At 66.8% G+C, this 17,980-nt stretch carries 13 protein-coding genes; 6 read left to right on the forward strand and 7 right to left on the reverse strand.

Annotation, left to right across the window (positions count from 1 at the left end; translation table 11 throughout):
* Positions 1 to 71: 71 nt before the first annotated feature.
* The 4 genes from ACQP1T_RS37445 to ACQP1T_RS37460 all read right to left on the reverse strand — a co-directional run bounded on the left by ACQP1T_RS37445 (position 72) and on the right by ACQP1T_RS37460 (position 5,683).
* Entirely contained in the window at positions 72 to 1,910 is a 1,839-nt protein-coding gene (locus ACQP1T_RS37445; RefSeq protein WP_433757674.1) for a phosphoenolpyruvate carboxykinase (GTP), read from the reverse strand.
* Between the two features lie 275 nt (positions 1,911 to 2,185).
* On the reverse strand, positions 2,186 to 3,691 hold the full coding sequence (locus tag ACQP1T_RS37450) for a hypothetical protein (protein ID WP_433757675.1): 1,506 nt from the start codon (positions 3,689 to 3,691) through the stop codon (positions 2,186 to 2,188).
* Positions 3,678 to 4,811, reverse strand: coding sequence for a hypothetical protein (locus ACQP1T_RS37455; protein ID WP_433757676.1), 1,134 nt, complete (start codon positions 4,809 to 4,811; stop codon positions 3,678 to 3,680). Before ACQP1T_RS37455 ends, ACQP1T_RS37450 begins: the two co-directional genes overlap by 14 nt.
* Positions 4,812 to 4,900: 89 nt before the next feature.
* A complete protein-coding gene (locus ACQP1T_RS37460) occupies positions 4,901 to 5,683 on the reverse strand; it encodes an SDR family oxidoreductase (RefSeq protein ID WP_433757677.1) in 783 nt (260 codons plus the stop codon).
* Between the two features lie 171 nt (positions 5,684 to 5,854).
* On the opposite strand from ACQP1T_RS37460, the gene ACQP1T_RS37465 reads away from it, so the two are divergent.
* The 4 genes from ACQP1T_RS37465 to ACQP1T_RS37480 all read left to right on the forward strand — a co-directional run bounded on the left by ACQP1T_RS37465 (position 5,855) and on the right by ACQP1T_RS37480 (position 11,677).
* On the forward strand, positions 5,855 to 7,192 hold the full coding sequence (locus ACQP1T_RS37465) for a lipase family protein (RefSeq protein WP_433757678.1): 1,338 nt from the start codon (positions 5,855 to 5,857) through the stop codon (positions 7,190 to 7,192).
* 71 nt (positions 7,193 to 7,263) lie between these two features.
* Entirely contained in the window at positions 7,264 to 8,073 is an 810-nt protein-coding gene (gene trmB / locus ACQP1T_RS37470) for a tRNA (guanosine(46)-N7)-methyltransferase TrmB (RefSeq protein ID WP_433757679.1), read from the forward strand.
* Positions 8,073 to 8,801, forward strand: a complete 729-nt coding sequence (locus ACQP1T_RS37475; RefSeq protein ID WP_084484555.1) for an NYN domain-containing protein — start codon at positions 8,073 to 8,075, stop codon at positions 8,799 to 8,801. The genes trmB and ACQP1T_RS37475 overlap by 1 nt, the downstream gene beginning before the upstream one ends.
* A complete protein-coding gene (locus ACQP1T_RS37480; RefSeq protein WP_433757681.1) occupies positions 8,801 to 11,677 on the forward strand; it encodes an MMPL family transporter in 2,877 nt (958 codons plus the stop codon). The genes ACQP1T_RS37475 and ACQP1T_RS37480 overlap by 1 nt, the downstream gene beginning before the upstream one ends.
* 217 nt (positions 11,678 to 11,894) lie before the next feature.
* Here the strand turns inward: ACQP1T_RS37480 and ACQP1T_RS37485 are convergent, their stop codons facing one another.
* Positions 11,895 to 13,091 carry an alpha/beta fold hydrolase gene (locus tag ACQP1T_RS37485; RefSeq protein ID WP_433757682.1) on the reverse strand — a complete coding sequence of 399 codons (1,197 nt, stop codon included), beginning with the start codon at positions 13,089 to 13,091 and terminating at the stop codon, positions 11,895 to 11,897.
* A gap of 88 nt (positions 13,092 to 13,179) precedes the next feature.
* Here ACQP1T_RS37485 and ACQP1T_RS37490 point away from each other — a divergent pair, with 88 nt between their 5' ends.
* Complete coding sequence (locus tag ACQP1T_RS37490) at positions 13,180 to 13,776, forward strand: TetR/AcrR family transcriptional regulator (RefSeq protein ID WP_433757683.1); 597 nt, start codon at positions 13,180 to 13,182, stop codon at positions 13,774 to 13,776.
* 538 nt (positions 13,777 to 14,314) lie between these two features.
* Positions 14,315 to 14,527, forward strand: a complete 213-nt coding sequence (locus ACQP1T_RS37495; protein ID WP_433757684.1) for a hypothetical protein — start codon at positions 14,315 to 14,317, stop codon at positions 14,525 to 14,527.
* 289 nt (positions 14,528 to 14,816) lie between these two features.
* Here ACQP1T_RS37495 and ACQP1T_RS37500 read toward each other — a convergent pair whose 3' ends face one another.
* Together ACQP1T_RS37500 and ACQP1T_RS37505 are read right to left on the reverse strand one after the other, a co-directional pair.
* Positions 14,817 to 16,571 carry a DUF2339 domain-containing protein gene (locus ACQP1T_RS37500; protein WP_433757685.1) on the reverse strand — a complete coding sequence of 585 codons (1,755 nt, stop codon included), beginning with the start codon at positions 16,569 to 16,571 and terminating at the stop codon, positions 14,817 to 14,819.
* Between the two features lie 963 nt (positions 16,572 to 17,534).
* Entirely contained in the window at positions 17,535 to 17,954 is a 420-nt protein-coding gene (locus ACQP1T_RS37505) for a hypothetical protein (RefSeq protein ID WP_433757686.1), read from the reverse strand.
* Between the last annotated feature and the right edge of the window lie 26 nt (positions 17,955 to 17,980).

Below are 17,980 nucleotides of genomic sequence, written 5' to 3' on the forward strand. Positions count from 1 at the left end.
AAACGGTGCGGGCGGTCCCAAGACGCGAGACACCAGGGGGCCGCGAACCCGCGGCGCCGCAGGCGCCGCAATCAGACAGAGCCCAGGCGTTCCTTCAGCGCTTCGAACTCGTCGCGCACACCGGAAGGCAGCTTGTCGCCGACGAATTCGAACCACTCCTCGATGAGCGGGATCTCCTTGCGCCATTCGTCGGCGTCGACGGCGAGTGCCTCGTCGACATCGACGGGGTCGACCTTCAGACCGTCGAGGTCGAGCTGGGCGGCGGTGGGCACATTGCCGATCGCGGTCTGCTCGGCCTGCGCCGAACCCTCGATGCGGCCGACGATCCACTCCAGCACGCGGGAGTTCTCGCCGAATCCGGGCCACAGGAAGCGGCCATCGGCACCGCGACGGAACCAGTTGACGTAGAAGATCTTCGGCAGCTTGTTCGCATCGGCGTTCTTGCCGACATTGATCCAGTGGTTCAGGTAGTCACCGACGTGGTAGCCCATGAACGGCAGCATGGCCATCGGGTCGCGGCGCACGGTGCCGACCTTGCCCTCGGCGGCGGCGGTCTGCTCGGACGACAGGGTCGCGCCCATGAAGACGCCGTGCTGCCAGTCGAAGGATTCGGTCACCAGCGGGACCGTGGTCTTGCGGCGGCCGCCGAACAGAATGGCCGAAATCGGCACACCCTGCGGGTCGTCCCATTCGGGGGCCAGGATCGGGCACTGCGACATCGGCGTGCAGTAGCGCGAGTTCGGGTGCGCGGCAAGGGTTTCGGTCTCGCGCAGGTACCAGTCGTTACCCTTCCAGTCGATCAGATGATCGGGCTCGCCTTCCAGGCCCTCCCACCACACATCGTTGTGGTCGGTCAGCGCCACGTTGGTGTAGACGGTGTTGCCTGCCTCCATGGTGGCCATGGCATTGGGGTTGGAGCTGTAGTTCGTGCCCGGCGCGACGCCGAAGAATCCGTACTCCGGATTCACCGCGTACAGGCGGCCGTCCTTGCCGAAACGCATCCAGGCGATGTCATCGCCCAGCGTCTCCGCGCGCCAGCCGGGAATCGTCGGCTGGATCATCGCGAGGTTGGTCTTACCGCAGGCGCTCGGGAAGGCCGCGGCGATGTAGTACGCCTTGTTCTCCGGGGAGATCAGCTTGAGGATCAGCATGTGCTCGGCCAGCCAGCCCTCGTCGTGGGCCATGGCCGAGGCGATGCGTAGGGAGTAGCACTTCTTGCCGAGCAGCGCGTTGCCGCCGTACCCGGAGCCGTAGCTCCAGATCTCGCGGTCCTCCGGGAAATGGGTGATGTATTTGGTGTCGTTGCACGGCCACGGCACATCGGCCTCGCCCTCGGCCAGCGGCGCGCCGACCGAGTGCAGTGCCTTCACGAACGGCTTGTCGGTGCCGAGCTTCTCCAGCGCGGCGGCGCCCATCCGGGTCATCACGCGCATCGAGACCACGACGTATTCGGAGTCGGTGAGCTCGACGCCCAGCTTGGGGTCCTCGGCACCGAGCGGGCCCATGCAGAACGGCACCACGTACATGGTGCGGCCCTTCATCGAGCCGCGGTACAGCTCGGTCATGGTGGCGCGCATCTCGGCGGGGTCGACCCAGTTGTTGGTCGGGCCGGCGTCGGCCTCGGTCTTCGAACAGATGTAGGTGCGGGATTCGACACGCGCCACATCGGAGGGGTCGGAGAGGGCGAGGAAGGAGTTCGGCTTCTTGTGCTCGTTGAGCTTCTTGAAGGTGCCCGCCGCAACGAGCTGGGTGGTCAGCCGCTCCCACTCTTCGTCGGAACCGTCCGCCCAGACCACTCGCTCTGGCTGAGTGAGTTCTGCGACTTCCTGTACCCAGGCGAGTAGTTCGCTGTGCTCGGTCGGCTGCTTGCCGTCGGAATCGCGAAGACCAGGAATGGTCGCTGAGGTCATGAAAACTCTCCTGAGATGGGCGGTTCACGATGTGTCCGCTTGGGCTGACCATTTCGAGCGACCTGCGAGCAGTCGCTACGGCAAGGCCCATGACCAGCGCGAACACACCGAGCGCCACCGTTGGCGGGAAGGCACCCGCTACGACCAGTCGAAAGCGCGTCATGGCTGGACCGCGTACAAGGACGAAGCGGACGCCCAGGTTCCTGCTTAAGAGGTTAACGCGATGTGACGACCAGTACGGAATCGGGTTCCCCCAGGAGTACCCACCAAGTTACCTAGTCAAAAGAAGTCCGATATCGGTCCAGGATGGCTATATCGCGTTCGCAGGCGGCGAGCTGCCCCGGTTGCTCGGCCGCGGCACGGCGCAGTCTGGCCTCCAATTCGGCCACCTGACGGTCGATTTCGACGATTCGCTCGGTGCTCGCGCGCATGACGCGGTCCGATAGCGCGGTCTCCGATTCCACCAGCGCGGTGGCGACCCGCTGCTCCAGCTGGGCCTTCACATTCACCAGCGCGTCAGAGACCCATTGACGAAGGTGCGCGCGGTCGGCGACTTGGCCGCGGGCCCGCACCACCCAGGCCGCCGCACCCGCTCCGAGCAGCAGCGTCACCGGGACGGTCGCGAAATCCATGGCCTGCACGAGCGAGAACGGGGCGACCAGTAGGCGCCCGATGCCGACGCCAGCCGAGGCGCCGAGCGCGATCATGAGGTGATCTTCGACACCCCGGTGTCTCGGCTCCGGATCCGGGCCGACACGCGGGGCCGGATCGCGCCAGCGCGTCGGCATGCCGCGATCGTCCGGCGCCGCGCCGACGCGGTCGGTGAGCTCGGACAGCCGCTGGTCGATGGTTGCGTCCACGGCATTGGTCAGCTCGTTCACCGCCTGCTGCAGACGTTCGGGATAGCCGCCGAATTCGGCGCGGCGCAGCCGGTCGAGTTCGCCACGGGCGGCCGCGTGCAGCGCACGGACCCTGGCCCCGACATCGGTCATCAGATCGACCCTGGCCAGATGTAGTTGGCTGCGCAGGGTGGACATGGCGGTGGCGCGACCGCCGTCACGGCCGGCGAGCAGTACGGCGCGTTCCTCGCGCCACTGGATCGGTTCCGCGCCGGAACGCAGCACCGCGACCTGTTCGGCGACCCGTCGGCGGGTATCGGCCAGCACGCGCGCGGTGACGGCGGCGACCCGGTCGTCGGATTCCGCGCTCGCCGTGGCCGCCGCGAGTTCGGCATGCAGCGCGCCGAGGCCGGAGCGATCGATCAGGCCCGCATCCGCGGCCGACCGGCCCGCCACCGCGATCCGCGCCGAGACCGGCACGATCTCCAGATCCTCGATGCCGTGCGCGGCGAGCAGTTCGAGGTTGTGCGCCTGCACCGCGCGCCAGTCCTGGTAGGCGTGGATGCCGTTCATCGCGAGCAGGATCCGGGTGCCGTCGGCGCGTAGGCGCTGCACCACGTGCAGGGTGTCCGCGCCGAGCGCACTACCCGCGTCCAACAGCATGAGCGCGACCGCCGATGGCGCATTCCCCGTCGGCGACGTGGTCTCTACCGCGGCGCTCGCATCGGGCACCGGATCCGACAGCGGGATCCGCGGCTCGAATCGAGCCAGCTCGGTGCGCAACAGACTCGTATTGGCGTCATCGGGCCCGATCAATGTCACCGCCGACGCCACCCCCGTTCCCTGCACCGCCCGCAACAGCGCCATCCCCTGCGGATTCCACCGCGCGATGACCGCCTCGACCTCCGTGCGGGTGAGATCCGGTTGTTCAGAGTCCGGCACTGCTCATCCGTTCCCATAGCCGGATGTAACCGTTGTGGACGCGGAGGGCGGCGCGACGAGCCGCGGGAGACATGTCGCTGGAGACCACCGCGCGCCAGCGGGCGGCACGGGCCAGGGCGTCGTCGGCATCGGAGGGTGCGGGCACGCGATATCCGGCGGCCAGGTGGGCGACCTCCGGGTAGGCGAGGCCCGCGCAGAGGCCGAGCCAAAGGGCGTCGTCGCCGAAGAGGTAGTCCTCCAATACGTCCCGTGCGTTCGCGCCGTCGACGGGTACGGCGCGGGCGGCGAGGCGGGTCAGTTCGTCGAGAAGTTCGCCACCGCGCAGTGCGGAGACCTGTTCGTAGCGGCGGTGCAGTAAACGGTGCAACGGATCGATACCGCTGGCCGCGTGCATGATCTGCAGCAGTGCGTGCGGACCGAGTTCGGGGTCTCGGCGCAGCGCGGAGAGCGCGCACGTCACGCCGTACAGATCCCAGCGCTGCAGCAGTTCTTCGCGCTCGGCGACATCGGGTCCGGCCGATGCCGCGACGAACAGATCGGGCGAGAGCGTGAGCGCCGGATCCGCGGTCTCGGCCAAGCGGCGCAGTGTGGCCATATCGGCCTCGCTCACCGCACCGGCCCTGGTGCGCACGGCCAGCGAGGCGACCACCGGCAGCGTGATGGTGCCCAGGCTGCCGCTGTACTGCTCGGCGGCGGCGACCGCGTCACCCCACCGCGACCCGATCGCATCGGCCTTGTTCAAGACCGCGACCGTGCGCTCCGGCGGCAATTCCGACAGAATCCGCCGGTCCGCGGGCTGTGGTGCGCCGGAGAGAACGTAGACGATGATGTCGGCGTCGAGTTCGGGATCGGCCACACCCGGCTCATCGATCGGCGCCGTCTCCACCGCCGACATCAACGCCAACGCGTGCAGCACCGTGCTCCGTCCGGTATGCGCCCGCCCGGTCACCTGAATGCGCGGCGGCCGACGCCATCGCGCGATGGCTGTCCCCACCTGGCCGACGATCCTCGGATCGGCACCCGAGCGCAGCGTCGCGAGCAGGTGGTCGAGTTGGTCCAGTTCCCGTGTGGGTCCGCCAGAACGGATCCGGGGCCCGTCGGATTCAGTGGCTGTCGGCAAAGCTGCACACCCCCTTTACGGTGCGCCATTCTTGCAGACATACCGCACGGACGGGCCGCTGGCGACTCCTTACCGGTCGCTGGAAAGGATCAGCTGCCGCTGAAGTATTTGTTCGCGGTCCGCACGGCCCAGTTCGGCGCGTATTTCGCCGCCGCCGCCAATACCTTTGCCTGCGCGCCGATTTCGTAGTGCACGCGCGGCAGCCGTCCGCGCTTGCGGGTCACGTCCCAGATTCCCTGCGCGACATCCTCGGCGGTCAACCGCACGCCGAGCGACTTGGTCGTGCCGGTCTCCACCCCGTCCACCATCGCGGTGGCCACGAACAGCGGCCACACCGCGATCACCCGGATATCGTGGTGCTCCCATTCGAGATCCAGTGCCTCCGTGAGGCTTTTGACCGCGGACTTGGTCGCGCCATAGCTGGCGAGTTCGGGCTGACCGTAAATCGCCGACGCCGAGCACAGATTCACCACCTGAGCACCGGGCGTATCGCGCAAGTAGTTGAACGCGGCATGCGTACCCGCTATCACCCCGCCGAGATTGACGTCGATGATCGTCTGGTGGGTGGCCAGGTCGATCGATTCGAACGGGCCCGCGCGCAGGATGCCCGCATTGTTGACGAGGATGTCGAGGCGGTTCTCGTCGCCGTTGAACTCCGCCAGACGCTCGACCCAATGAGTGTCGTTCGTCACATCCAATACCCCGGTGCGCACACTGCCGTCGGCGGCGTGGATGTCGGCGGCGAGCCTGGTCAGCCCCACCTCATCGATATCGTATGCACCGACGTGATACCCCTGTGCAGCGAAAAGTAGCGCCGTGGCCCGGCCGATACCCGCCGCCGCACCGGTAATGAACACAGTCGGTCTGCTCATGCGCGCAGTCTAGTGCGGCGGCAAGCCCCCTACCTCGGGGTTCCCACAGATGCCCCGGTCACTTAATCTGACGGGATGGTCGGCACCATAGTCGGTGCGCAGCTTCGCTTTTCGAACACGGCAAGCCGACCAGGCGGAATCGGTTCCGCTGGTCTCGATGAGGAGGTTGCCGTGACCGTCGATGTCATCGGTGCTGAGCCGGACGCGTCCGGCAATCGGAAGCCACTGCTACCCAGTAGCGATCCGTTCCTCCGACCACCCAAAGGCTTCGCCGCTCGTCCGGCGGGAACCATCCTGCGCAGTCGTCGCGTCGAACTCGCACTGTTCGGCCTTGTACCGCAGCAGGTCTCGGCCTGGCAACTGCTCTACCGCAGCTGTGACATGCACGGGACGCCGGAAGCGGCGGTCACCACGGTGCTGCTGCCGCTCGGCGCCGACCCGAACGAGGACCGCCCGCTGCTGGCCTTCCAGACCGCCATGGACGCGGTAACCGAGCGATGTTCCCCGTCTTACGCCTTGCGTCGCGGTTCGCACGCGCTCGGTTCGGTCACCCAATTGGAATGGATGCTGCTGGCCAACGCGCTGCGCCGGGGTTGGGCGGTGAGCATCGCCGATCACGAGGGGCCGCACGGGAATTTCGGCGCGCCACGCGAGCCCGGCTACCGCGGACTCGACGGAATCCGCGCCGCGCTGCGCTTCGCACCGCTGGGCCTGCGTGCCGATACCCGGATCGCGGTGTGGGGTTATTCCGGTGGCGGCATGGCCAGTTCGTGGCTGGTCGAGATGGCACCGACCTACGCACCGGAGCTCGATATCGTGGGCGCGGTGCTCGGCGCGCCGGTCGGCGATCCCGGGCAGGTCTTCACCCGACTCAACGGCGGGCACTACGCCGGACTGCCCGCCATGGTGGTCGCGGTGCTGCGCAGGCTCTATCCGGCGCTGGCCGCGGTATTCGAGAGCGAATGCGATGCCGAGGGCCACCGGCTCATCGAACGCGCCGAACGGTCGACTCCGGTCGCGGCGGTGCTCGGACTCGTCAATCGAGATGTCGGCCACCATCTGAGCCGTCCGCTCGCCGAGGTGCTCGCCGCGCCCGATGTGCGGGCGATGCTCGACGACCTGCGCCTGGGGCACTCCACCCCGACCTGCCCGCTGCTGGTGGTGCAGCCGGTGCACGACCAGATCATCCATATGGACGGTGTCGACGGCCAGGTCGAGCGGTACCGCCGCGGCGGCGCGCAGGTCACCTATGTGCGCGACCGGCTCAGCGAGCACTTCTCGCTGCTCCCGCTGGCCACCCCGATCAGCCTGGACTGGCTCGGCGATCGGCTCGCCGGAAAGCCGGTGCACGATGTCGGCGACAGCACGGTGTGGTCGGTCGCCGCCTCGCCGACCGGCGTGCGCGGGCTGTGGGAAATGCTCGGCACCGCGGTCAAGGTGGCGCTCGGCAAGCCGCTGCGTCAGGAGACCGAGCCCGCGACTCGAATCCCCCGCGTACAGGCCGCATAACCGTTCGTCCGAGGTGCTCCGCAAGCGATCCGCTACGACCGCTTGCTGCCCGCATCCTGCGATGCTGGACAATGGAGCGCGTGAACGACGCCGCGAACCATACTGCCGAGTCAGTTCCCGGACCGCCGTCCACAGCTGCGGCTCCGGCCGAGGGTGGATCCCGAAAAGGCTCGGGCTCTCGTCTGTACCCCCGGGTGACGAGCTTCCGCTCGCGCCGGGGCGCACTCACCGCGACCCAGCAGCAATCCTGGGACCGCACCTGGCCGAAGATCGGCCGCGATGTGGCCGACGAACCACTCGACGCCGCCGCCTGGTTCGGCCGCGACGCCCCGCTCGTCATCGAGATCGGTTGTGGGACAGGCACTGCCACCGCCGCGATGGCACAGGCGGAACCGCATCTGAATCTCATCGGCATCGAGGTCTATCAGCCCGGTCTCGCGCAACTGGTGCAGCGCATCGAGCGCGAGCAGATCGAGAACATTCGCCTGCTGCGCGGCGACGCCGTGGATGTGTTGGAAAACATGATTGCTGAGCAGTCGCTCACGGGCGTCCGCGTCTTCTTTCCGGACCCGTGGCCGAAGGCGCGACACCACAAGCGGCGGCTGTTGCAGCCCGCGACATTCGCATTGATCGCCAATCGCCTACGGCCGGGCGGTGTGTTGCACGTCGCGACCGACCACGCCGACTACGCGGAATTCATCGCCGAGGTAGGCGCGGCAGAACCGCAGCTCATCGGGCTGAACGAGACAACGGGCGGGGTCAGCGCCGAACACCGCGACAGCGCGCCGATCGGTTTCGAAAGGCCCGTCACCAAATTCGAGGGCAAGGCACATCGCGCCGGAAGCGCCATCAACGAGTTCATATGGGGGAAGATCGAATGATGAGTGTCGGTGAGATGGCCCATGAGGTCGTGGATGTTGCCGGGGAGGTGCACGGAACCGGATCCGAGGTGATCGGCGCGGTTACGCCCGATGTGCGTCGGGTGCTATTGGTCTGGGACGCCCCGAATCTCGATATGGGACTCGGCGCGATCCTCGGTGGCCGCCCGACCGCCGCCTATCGACCGCGCTTCGACGCGCTCGGCCGCTGGCTGCTCGCGCGCACCGCCGAGCTATCCGTGGGCAGCGTGACCCGGGTCGAACCGGAAGCGACCGTCTTCACCAATATCGCGCCGGGCACCGCCGATGTGGTGCGGCCGTGGGTGGAGGCGCTGCGCAATGTCGGCTATGCGGTCTTCGCCAAGCCCAAGATCGATGAGGACTCCGATGTCGACGCGGATATGCTCGCGCACATCGAGCTACGCAGTCGCGGCGCCGGGTTGGCGGGCATCATGGTCGCCTCGGCCGATGGCCAGGCCTTCCGCGAACCACTCGAACGGTTGGCCGCCAACGGAATCCCCGTTCAGATACTCGGCTTCCGTGAGCATGCGAGTTGGGCCGTAACATCCGATACCCTCGAGTTCATAGATCTCGAGGACATCCCGGGCGTGTTCCGTGAACCGCTGCCCAGGGTCAGCCTCGACTCGCTGCCCGACGAGGGTGCCTGGCTGCAGCCGTTCCGGCCGCTGTCGGCGCTGCTCACCTCTCGCCCTGCCCAAGGAGTCGCTTAGTGTTCACACGCTGGGGCGATCTGGTCTATCGGCTGCGCTTCGCCGTCATCGCATTTGTCGCGGCCGCACTCTTGGCACTCGGCGGTTACGGCCTCGGCTTGGAAGACCATCTCAGCTCCAGCGGGTGGGATGACCCCACCTCGCAATCGGCCAAGGCGGCCAAGTTGTCCGACGAGGCGTTCGGACGTGATCACAACAGCGATGTGATCGTGCTCTACACCGCGCCGGACGGTAAGACGATCGATGATCCAGAGTTCCGGCAGAAGATCGTCGACAGCCTGAACAAGCTGCCGCGCGAACATCCGGACGAGATCGCCAAGATCAACGGCGCCTACTGGCAGACCGAAACCGGTCCGGCCTCACCGTTGACATTCGGTTCGAAGGATAAGAAGTACACCTTCGCCTCGATCGCCATCCAGGGCAATAACGACACCGATATGGTGCGCAACTTCCGGAAAGTGAAGGATGTCTTCGCCATTCCGGATGTCGATGTGCAGGTCGCGGGTCTGCAGGCGGTGGCGGGCACGCTGAACGACACCATGGCCGCCGACCAGAAGCGGATGGAGATCCTGGCCATCCCCGCGGTCGCGGTGCTGCTGTTCTTCATCTTCGGCGGTGTGGTCGCGGCGGCCCTGCCGCTGATCGTCGGTGGTCTCACGGTGATCGGTGCGTGGGGCATCGTGCGGTTCGCGACCGAGTTCACCGAGGTCAACTCGTTTGTCTCGCCGGTCGTTTCGATGATCGGTCTCGGTCTGGCCATCGACTACGGCCTGTTCATCGTGAGTCGTTTCCGTGAAGAACTCGCCGAGGGCTACAACACCCGCGCGGCCGTGCGCCGTTCGGTGATGACCGCGGGCCGCACCGTGGTGTTCTCCGCGACCATGATCATCGCCAGCCTCGGCGGCATGCTGCTGTTCCCGCAGGGCTTCCTCAAATCGATCGCCTACGGCTCCATCGCGACCGTCTCGCTGGCCGCGCTGACCGCCATCACCATCCTGCCCGCGATGCTCAGCATTCTCGGGTCGCGGGTGGACATGCTCGGGCTCAAGCGATTCCGCAAGACCAAGACCGCCGAGGAAGTCGAGAACGGCTTCTGGGGCAAGTCGACCCGCTGGGTGATGCAGCATCCGCTCAAGATCGCGATCCCGATCTGCATCCTGCTGCTGCTGCTGATCATTCCGGTCAAGAATCTGGCCTTCGGTGGCATCAACGAGCGGTATCTGCCGCCGGATAACGCGACCCGGCTCGCGCAGGCGAAGTTCGATTCGATCTTCCCGCTACGCAAGTCCGATCCGATCCAGCTGGTTTTCGTCTCCGATAACAGCAGTGACGTCGGCAAGGTGTGGACCGCGGCCAAGCAGGCGCCCGGCTTGAACGGCACCTTCGACGTTCCGTCGCGTTCGTCCTCCGACCCCAATGTCTATCGCACCAGCGCGACCCTCGCGGATTCGGAGAATCCGGATCCGACCATCGAATATCTGAACTCCCTCGACGTGCCGGACGACGTGCAGATGTATGTCGGCGGACAGCCCGCGATCCAGAAGGACAGTATCGACGCGCTGCTGCACCGCATGCCGTTGATGATCGCGCTGGTGCTGTTCGTGACCACGCTGCTGATGTTCCTCACCTTCGGCTCACTGGTGCTGCCCATCAAGGCCGCATTGATGAGCGCACTCGGATTGGGTTCCACGCTCGGCATTTTGACGTGGATCTTCATCGACGGACACGGCGCGAGCCTGTTGAACTTCACGCCGCAGCCGATCATGTCGCCGGTATTGGTGCTGATCATCGCGGTTATCTACGGTCTTTCGACGGACTACGAAGTATTCCTGTTGTCGCGCATGGTCGAAGCGCGCACGCAGGGGGCTTCGACGACCGAGGCGGTGCGCATCGGCACCGCGCAGACCGGGCGGATCATCACCGCCGCCGCACTCATCCTGCTCGTGGTGACCGGCGCGTTCGCGTTCTCCGACCTGGTCATGATGCAATATCTGGCCTACGGCATGATCGCGGCGCTGTTCATCGACGCGACGATTCTGCGGATGCTGCTCGTCCCGGCCACCATGAAGCTGCTGGGCGATGACTGCTGGTGGGCGCCGGCGTGGATGAAGAAGGTGCAGCAGAAGATCGGGCTCGGTGAACCGATTCTGGACGACGAGCGTCCCGGCGGGGGCGAGGTCGTCGATCTGGTGAAGACCACGCCGATTACCGATCCGGTGACGATGCAGATGCCCGCGCTCACCGATAACGCCAATACTCGGTCGCGCTCACCGCGTCGGCCGCGCACGGTCGAGGAGATCGAGGCGGAGGCGCCGACGCAGCATTTCGCGAAGCTCCCGCCCGAGCCGCCGCGGCCCGTCACGCCGCATGATCCGACTCGGCCGCGGGCGAATTCGCCGTTGCATACGCCACCGCCTGGCCCGCCTGCGTCGTTCGGACCTGTCGCACCGCCTGCGTCGGGGCCGCCAGCCGGACATGGCGGACCACCGGCGTCAGGGCCGCCGGCCGCGCCGCTCGGCCAGTCCGCGCCGCCCGCTCCCGAGCCCGTTCGGCCGCGGCCGGTTCCGACGATTTCGGGAGCCGCCGAGCCGACTCGTCCGATTCCGCCTGCGCCCACGCCGCCGCCTCCGCCGCCGCCGTTTCAGCCGACGCCGATTCCGGCTGCGGACCATCCGACCCACCACGCGGTATCGGAGCGGCCCGGCACTTCGAATGATGATGCGCCGGACGAGAACCGCAGCAGCATCGAGAACTGGATGGCCGAGCTGAGGTCCAACCGTCGCCGCATCGGCAAGCCCGACGAAGGTCGGCACCACAGCGCGGACGGACGGACGGTCAGCGTGAACGAGCTGCTGCGACGGCGGGATCGCGAGTAACACGTTGTGCGGCAGCGACTTTCGCTTGCCGGTGTTGCCGACATAACTCCACGATCCCGTACCAGCGTGCGCACGAACATGCGCGGCAGGTTTCGACGGCGGTGCGCGGCTTCGGTGCCAGCGGCGATTTCGATCCCGATAAGCAGCCTCGACGCCAGCGGTGCGCGGCTTCTTGCCAGGCCTGTGATTCGCGGGCATGTGGGTGCGCGCTGAATGCTCAATGAATCGGAGTTGGGTTGAGGTCCGCGGCCCGATGATCGTGTAGCCAGGTGAGGATGGTGTGCAGGCAGCTGCCGATATTGCCGATTTGGCAGTGGTTTTGGGCTTGTTCGGCGGCGGTGAACAGGCGGGTTGTGATGGAGTGGGCGTGGGTCAGCGCGGCGGCCTGGCGGTGGAGTTGGTGGGCGGGCACGTAGTGGTCGTCGGCTCCGGCAAGTAGCAGGACGTCGGCGGTTACGCGGGCGGAAACGGTGCGGGTGGACAGGGCGCCGGCGGCGCGGAAGAAGGTGTAGGCGTCCGGAGTGCCCGTGACGTGCATGCCTTGGCGCAGGCCCCAGGCGGCGATCGGTTTGCGGGCGGCGGCCAGACGTGCGGTCAGGTTGACCAGGGAGCGCGCCCGCGCGGCGAGGGCGATGCGCAGTGCCGGGGTGGCACCGGGAAAGGCTTGTCCGCCAAGGCATTCGAGGAAGTCATCGAGTACATCGAGTGCGACGACGCGGCGGACGCGGGGTTCGAAGGCGGCCGCGCGGATGGCGAGTCCGCCTCCGAGGGAAATGCCGATCAGGGTGACGTCGTCGAGTCCGTAGTGGTCGAGGACGGCCGCGACCGGGTCTTCCCAGGCTGCGGTAAGGGGCAACCCGTGGTCTTCGAGAGCGCCGCCTTGACCGGGACCGTCGAAGGCGATGACGCGGTATCCGGCGCGGGCTCCGGTCAGCAGCAGCGGGAAGATTTCCTCGGTGTACTCGTCGAATCCACCGCAGACGACGATGACACCGTGCGAAAGGCCCTCGGGCCGCACCTCGTATGTCGGCAATGCGGACGCACCGTAGGACACGTCGACCGGATACAGCTGGTAGAGGTCGCGCATCGCATCGACGAACCGGCGGCGAGCTGGGGCGCGGCGCGGGTCGTCGACGGGCATGAAGAACTCCGCCGCGCGGTCGTAGTACGCGGCGGGCAGTACGCGACCTTCCGCGCGTGCTTGCTGCGCCAGTTCCAGGAACACCGTGATCCAGTCGGAGTAGGAGTTGATCCGCTCGGCGGCCGCGCGAATCTCGGCCAGGGCATCGGGTCCGATCCACTGCAGGAAACGGTTGAACTGGAATTCCATTCCCCGATCCGGGTGCAGTCGGCGGTAGCCGACGGGGGCCGAAGTGGGCGCGATATCGATGGTCGGCGCATTCCAGTTGACCATATCCACTCCTTAACGCAAGTAATCATGCGATAGGGACGCTATCGCGCGGCGCAGTCGAACGCAAGAGTTCTTGCGTTAAGCTGACGGGGTGGCCGAAGCAACAGAACGACCCCGGCGCACCGGCGGACGCAGTGCACGCGTGCGCGAAGCGGTGGTCGAGGCCGCGGTCGGTGTGCTGCTCGAGCACGGTCCGAACAATTTCAGCGTCGGCGAGGTCGCGGCGCGCGCCGGTGTCCACGAAACCTCGATCTACCGCCGCTGGCGCACCCGAGAAAACCTCATCGTCGATGCGATGCTGGCCACCAGCGGCGAGGACATCCCGGTACCCGACACCGGCTCGGTACGCGGCGATCTCCTCGCATTGACACGTTCGGTAGCGGCTTTCCTGTCCCAGCCCGCCGGAGCGATCTTCACCCGCGCGGCAGCCGTGCACGTCGACGACGATTCCGTCGCGACAGCACGCCGCAGGTTCTGGGAATCCCGCCTCAGCCTGGCGTCGGTCGTCATCGAACGCGGCATTCAGCGAGGTGAATTGCCACCGACCACCGATGCCCGCCTGGCACTGGAAACGCTCATCGCCCCATTCCACATGCGAGTCCTGCTCACCCACGAGCCGATCGACGAGACGCTCCCGGAACGCATCGTCGACCTGATCTGCGGCGGCCTCGAGCGGCCGAGTGCGTGACACACGCCGAGCCGATGCAACGAGATCGCCCGGAGCCCAACACTTTCGCGAATGCGACATCCGGTCGCGCTGGTTGCGGTTGATACTTCATCGTTCAAAGGCGAACAACGATGCTGCATATCTGGTGCCCGTCATATGTCGAACCGCTGACTGGATTGTCCCTGCGGAACCTGGTTACTGTCGGGTTCGGTGAATGTTCGCGCGTCGCGAGTGCCAGCCGAGGCGGCGTGGGTGCTGCCGCCTGCGTCACCCAGGTACCGCTGCTGAATCCTGGTGTGCGGCACAGGCTTCAGTGAAGTCCAGACATTGCGAGTGCCAGTGGCCAGTTGGAATTCCCCACTCGCGGCCACAAGGCGGGAGCTATCTGGCCGCTGAGGCTAGCAAGTAGCAAACGATCGCGCGGCGGCATCTGGCCGAAACGCGGCAATACAGTGCAGGTCAGAGTTCCTGCGGCACAATGCTTCCGGGCTCCCATTCTGTCGCCGGCACCCTGGTACGGTTCGAAAACGCGTTCTATCATCGGTTCCGTCGACGGCTGATGAGCGAAAAGATGGCCGAATTGGCTGATGAACAGGTGGACCCGACGGCGGACGAAGACGAGTACGACGTCAACTCGGAAGAACCCGTCATCGACGACGCTGTGCCGACCACTTGGCAGGAATTCGCCGAGGATGCCCGGACAGGGCCCTCCGCCGTGGTCATAGAGAGGGGGGACGTCACTCTCCCAGGGGCGGCCCGCCTCACCGAGTAGACATTGTCACTCGTGTGGGATCGCCCCGCCGCCCACATCGGGCGGGATTTCGAACTGCCGCACTTTCTCTGGGTAACGCGCTCTTCGGCATAACCGCGCGTTCCGAGGCGCTGCTGAGAAGGTGCCCGCCTACGCGAACTGGCCGCCTGCGCGGAATCGGAAGTGGCCGTCCGCGGGGAATTTTCACTGGGGTTACTGAACTCGACCTTCGGCGGAAAGGCTGGCGTAGGTGCGCACCGGCGATGAGCAGGCTGTGCAACCAGCGCTGCGGGTGTCAGCGGGATTCAGCTTAATCCGGGTTTGTGGCACCGGCTTCGGCGAAGGCGCGGGCGTAGCGGGTTCCTGCCAGGAGCAGGAGGACACCGACTACCAGGAAGGCTGCTACTCGGACCAGGCCGTCGAGGGTGGCGAGGTCGAAAAGGAACAGCTTGGCCAGAGCGGCTGCGGTGACGAGCAGTCCGGAGCCGAGGGCCAGTTTGGCAACGGCGGCGGAGCGCGACAGGTTGCGCAGGCCGAAGAACAGCGCGGCGGTAGCGGCGGCCATCCACAGGATGGTGGCCGCGCTGTGGCCGATGATGAAGCCGTCGGCGCTGCCGGTCGCGATGCCGATCGAGACCGCCGCGGCGGTCACCGCATACAGGCCCGCGATGCTCGCGACCACGAACAGCATCGATTCGTCTGTTCCGCCCGTGGTCATGCCGGGAAGTCGCCGAGCACACCAGAGGGCCACGACGATCACCGCGAACGCGAGGACGGCACCCAGTGCGGTCGCGATGCCCAGGCGCTCGTGTGCAAGCCGCTGTGTCGCAAGCGCTTCCGGAGTCACCGTGCCGAAGAACACCATCGTGGCAACCAATGTGAACGCCGCACCGATGGCGGCGGTGCTGCGGGAGCGCTGCTGTCCGGCCAACCCGAGGTAGCAGAGCGCAACCAGGAACAGTGCGATCGGCAGAGTCTGCACTCGCGTCACGCCGACGCATGCTTCGAGCAGCGCGAATGAACCGGCAATCGCGGCGACAAAGGCGATAGAACCCGGAATCCGCACCAGCTCACGCAATTTGGGCACCATCCACATGGCTGCCACGGTCAGCAGCACCGCCGCATGAACTGCCGCGACGTAGGTCGCCGAGTGCCGTTCGAACATCACGGGTGCGGCCAAAAGCGGCACCGTGGAGAGCGCGAAAGTCAGCGCGGCGACAATATCGCCGGATCGCCTCCGCACCACCAGCAAACCGCCGATCACCCCGATCGCCGCAATAGCGACCGCCGCCGCCAGCAGCCAGTGCACCCGGCTCTGCGCCGGATCATCAACGGCGGCAATGGCAATCGCGAGCAATGTCGCCAACACCGCGGGCACCGTACGCACCACATGCAGGAACGGCCAATCGCGAATCAATTGCACCGGAACACAGGTCAACTGCAACACGATCAGGAATGCGAGCAGCACCAGTCCCGAGGTGACGAACGGCGACAACAACGCCGCACCCGCTACCACGAGCACCGCGAGCGGCTGCGACTGCCACCGCATCGCCAGCCCGACCCCACCCGCCGCAACACCCAATGCCACCGCGAGCCCGACCACCGGATGCAGCCAGCCGTAGATCGCCGTCACCGCAACCACGTCCAGATAAGCTCCGGCAATACCGGTGGCAGCCAAGGAAATTCCACCGACGCGGCCACCGGCCCGCCCGAACACCCGCGCCCCGCCCCCGATCAGTGCCGCCGAGAACACCCCTCCAGCAACAACTCTCGGCACCGGCCCGAAGAATCCCGCCTGCGCGGCAAGCACCAACAACATCACCACCCCGATCAGCGTGACCCCAACCCCGGCCACAGCCAGCACCCGACTGATCATCCCCTCCTGCTGCCACCACGGCGTCTTCCCCGCCCCACCCGCACCCCACCGCGGCGGCACCCCCGGCGGAACAGCCCCGCCCCCACCCCGCCACGGCGGAACAGCCCCACCCGGCCGAGGCACCGACGGCACAAACCCGCCGGACATCCCCGAAGGCACCCCGCCTGCCCCCGCACCCCACCCGGACATCCCAACACCACCCGACTGTCCATATCCAGGCACCGGCCGCCCCCACCCCGAAGCCACCACCGGCGCCATCGGAATCCGCCCCACCCCGCCAGGAACTGGTGGCACCGCCCCCGCCATCGGTGCACCAGGCACCACCCCTGGGGCGGGTACACCCGGCTCCGCACCAGTCACAGGCATTGCAGCACGCCCCGGGGCCGCCGACGCACCTGCCGCGGGCATCGCACCGGCCACCGGGGCCGCACCAGCCGCATGGACCACTGGAGTGCCCGCAACACCGGCAGGAGCTGACTGCCGTACTTCCGTACCTCCCGCAGGCCCGACCGGAACAGTGGGCGCCTCTCCCACTGCAGGAACGCCCGGCGATACCGTCTGGCCACCGACCTCCCCTTGGGGTTCGGATGCAGCTTCACCGGATACCGGTGCGCCGGGTCGCGCCGGGATCGGACCGAGTGGGTACTCCCCGCGAACCGAGAAGCCGGTCGGTTCCTTCGAAACCGCCGTTGCCGCAGACAAATCCGCGGCGACCTGCGCGCGTAACAAATCCAGATCCCGGCCGAGGACGCCCATCTGCGTTCCCAATGCAGCGAACTCCCCGGACAACCGCGAAATCAGCGCGGGATCGATCGACGTAGTCATGTCCTCAATGCTGATTTCCCGAGCGCACCGGAACATGAGTAGAAACCACTGGCGCTTATCCGGGATCTACTCGAATTCCAACCGCGCGACCGAGTCACCGCCTGCTACCACGCCCCCGACCGGAACATCTCGCCAGTTCGCCAGGCCGACACGGCCATTCGAGTTGGTCGTGAGGAGTAGGACGTCCTCGATAATCGCAATCGAGACAATACTCAGGCGACGCCGCCGGGGCATGCGGCCGGGTGGAAACGACCGGGCCGACGCTCGCCCTGATAAGCCCCATCGGTCAACCCCCGCCCGGTGTGGCTGGGCGGGGGTCGGCAGCGATTACAGGGTGTGCGACCGCATGCCGGTGACCTGGTAGACCGCATTGATTACCGCGGAGCGCGGTGGCATGCGCAGGACGCCGGGGGTTGGCTCGCCTGCCCAGTGCCAGCCGAGCTCGGAATCGGTAGTGGGGAGCAGGACGTGGCGTCCAGGAGGAATGACCATCACGAAATGTCCGGCCAGGCTGCGACGCACGCTGATCTCGACCGGGGTGGCCGGGCTCGGCGGTGCGACGAGGAAGGTCCAGCTGCGTTCACCGGGTTCGGCGACCACCGGGGCGGTGTAGGTGCGGTCCAGCGTGGCCAGGACTTTGCGGCCCAGATCCGGTGGCATCATCAGGGCGCCGAGGATGGAGCCGGTGGTGATCATCGGGCGACCGGCCAGCAGTTGGACCGGCAGTCCGTACCGATGTCGCAGCATATGCGCGATTTCGTGGGGCGAGTGAC

It is taken from the genome of Nocardia sp. CA-135398, from assembly GCF_050955845.1.
Lineage (GTDB): Bacteria > Actinomycetota > Actinomycetes > Mycobacteriales > Mycobacteriaceae > Nocardia.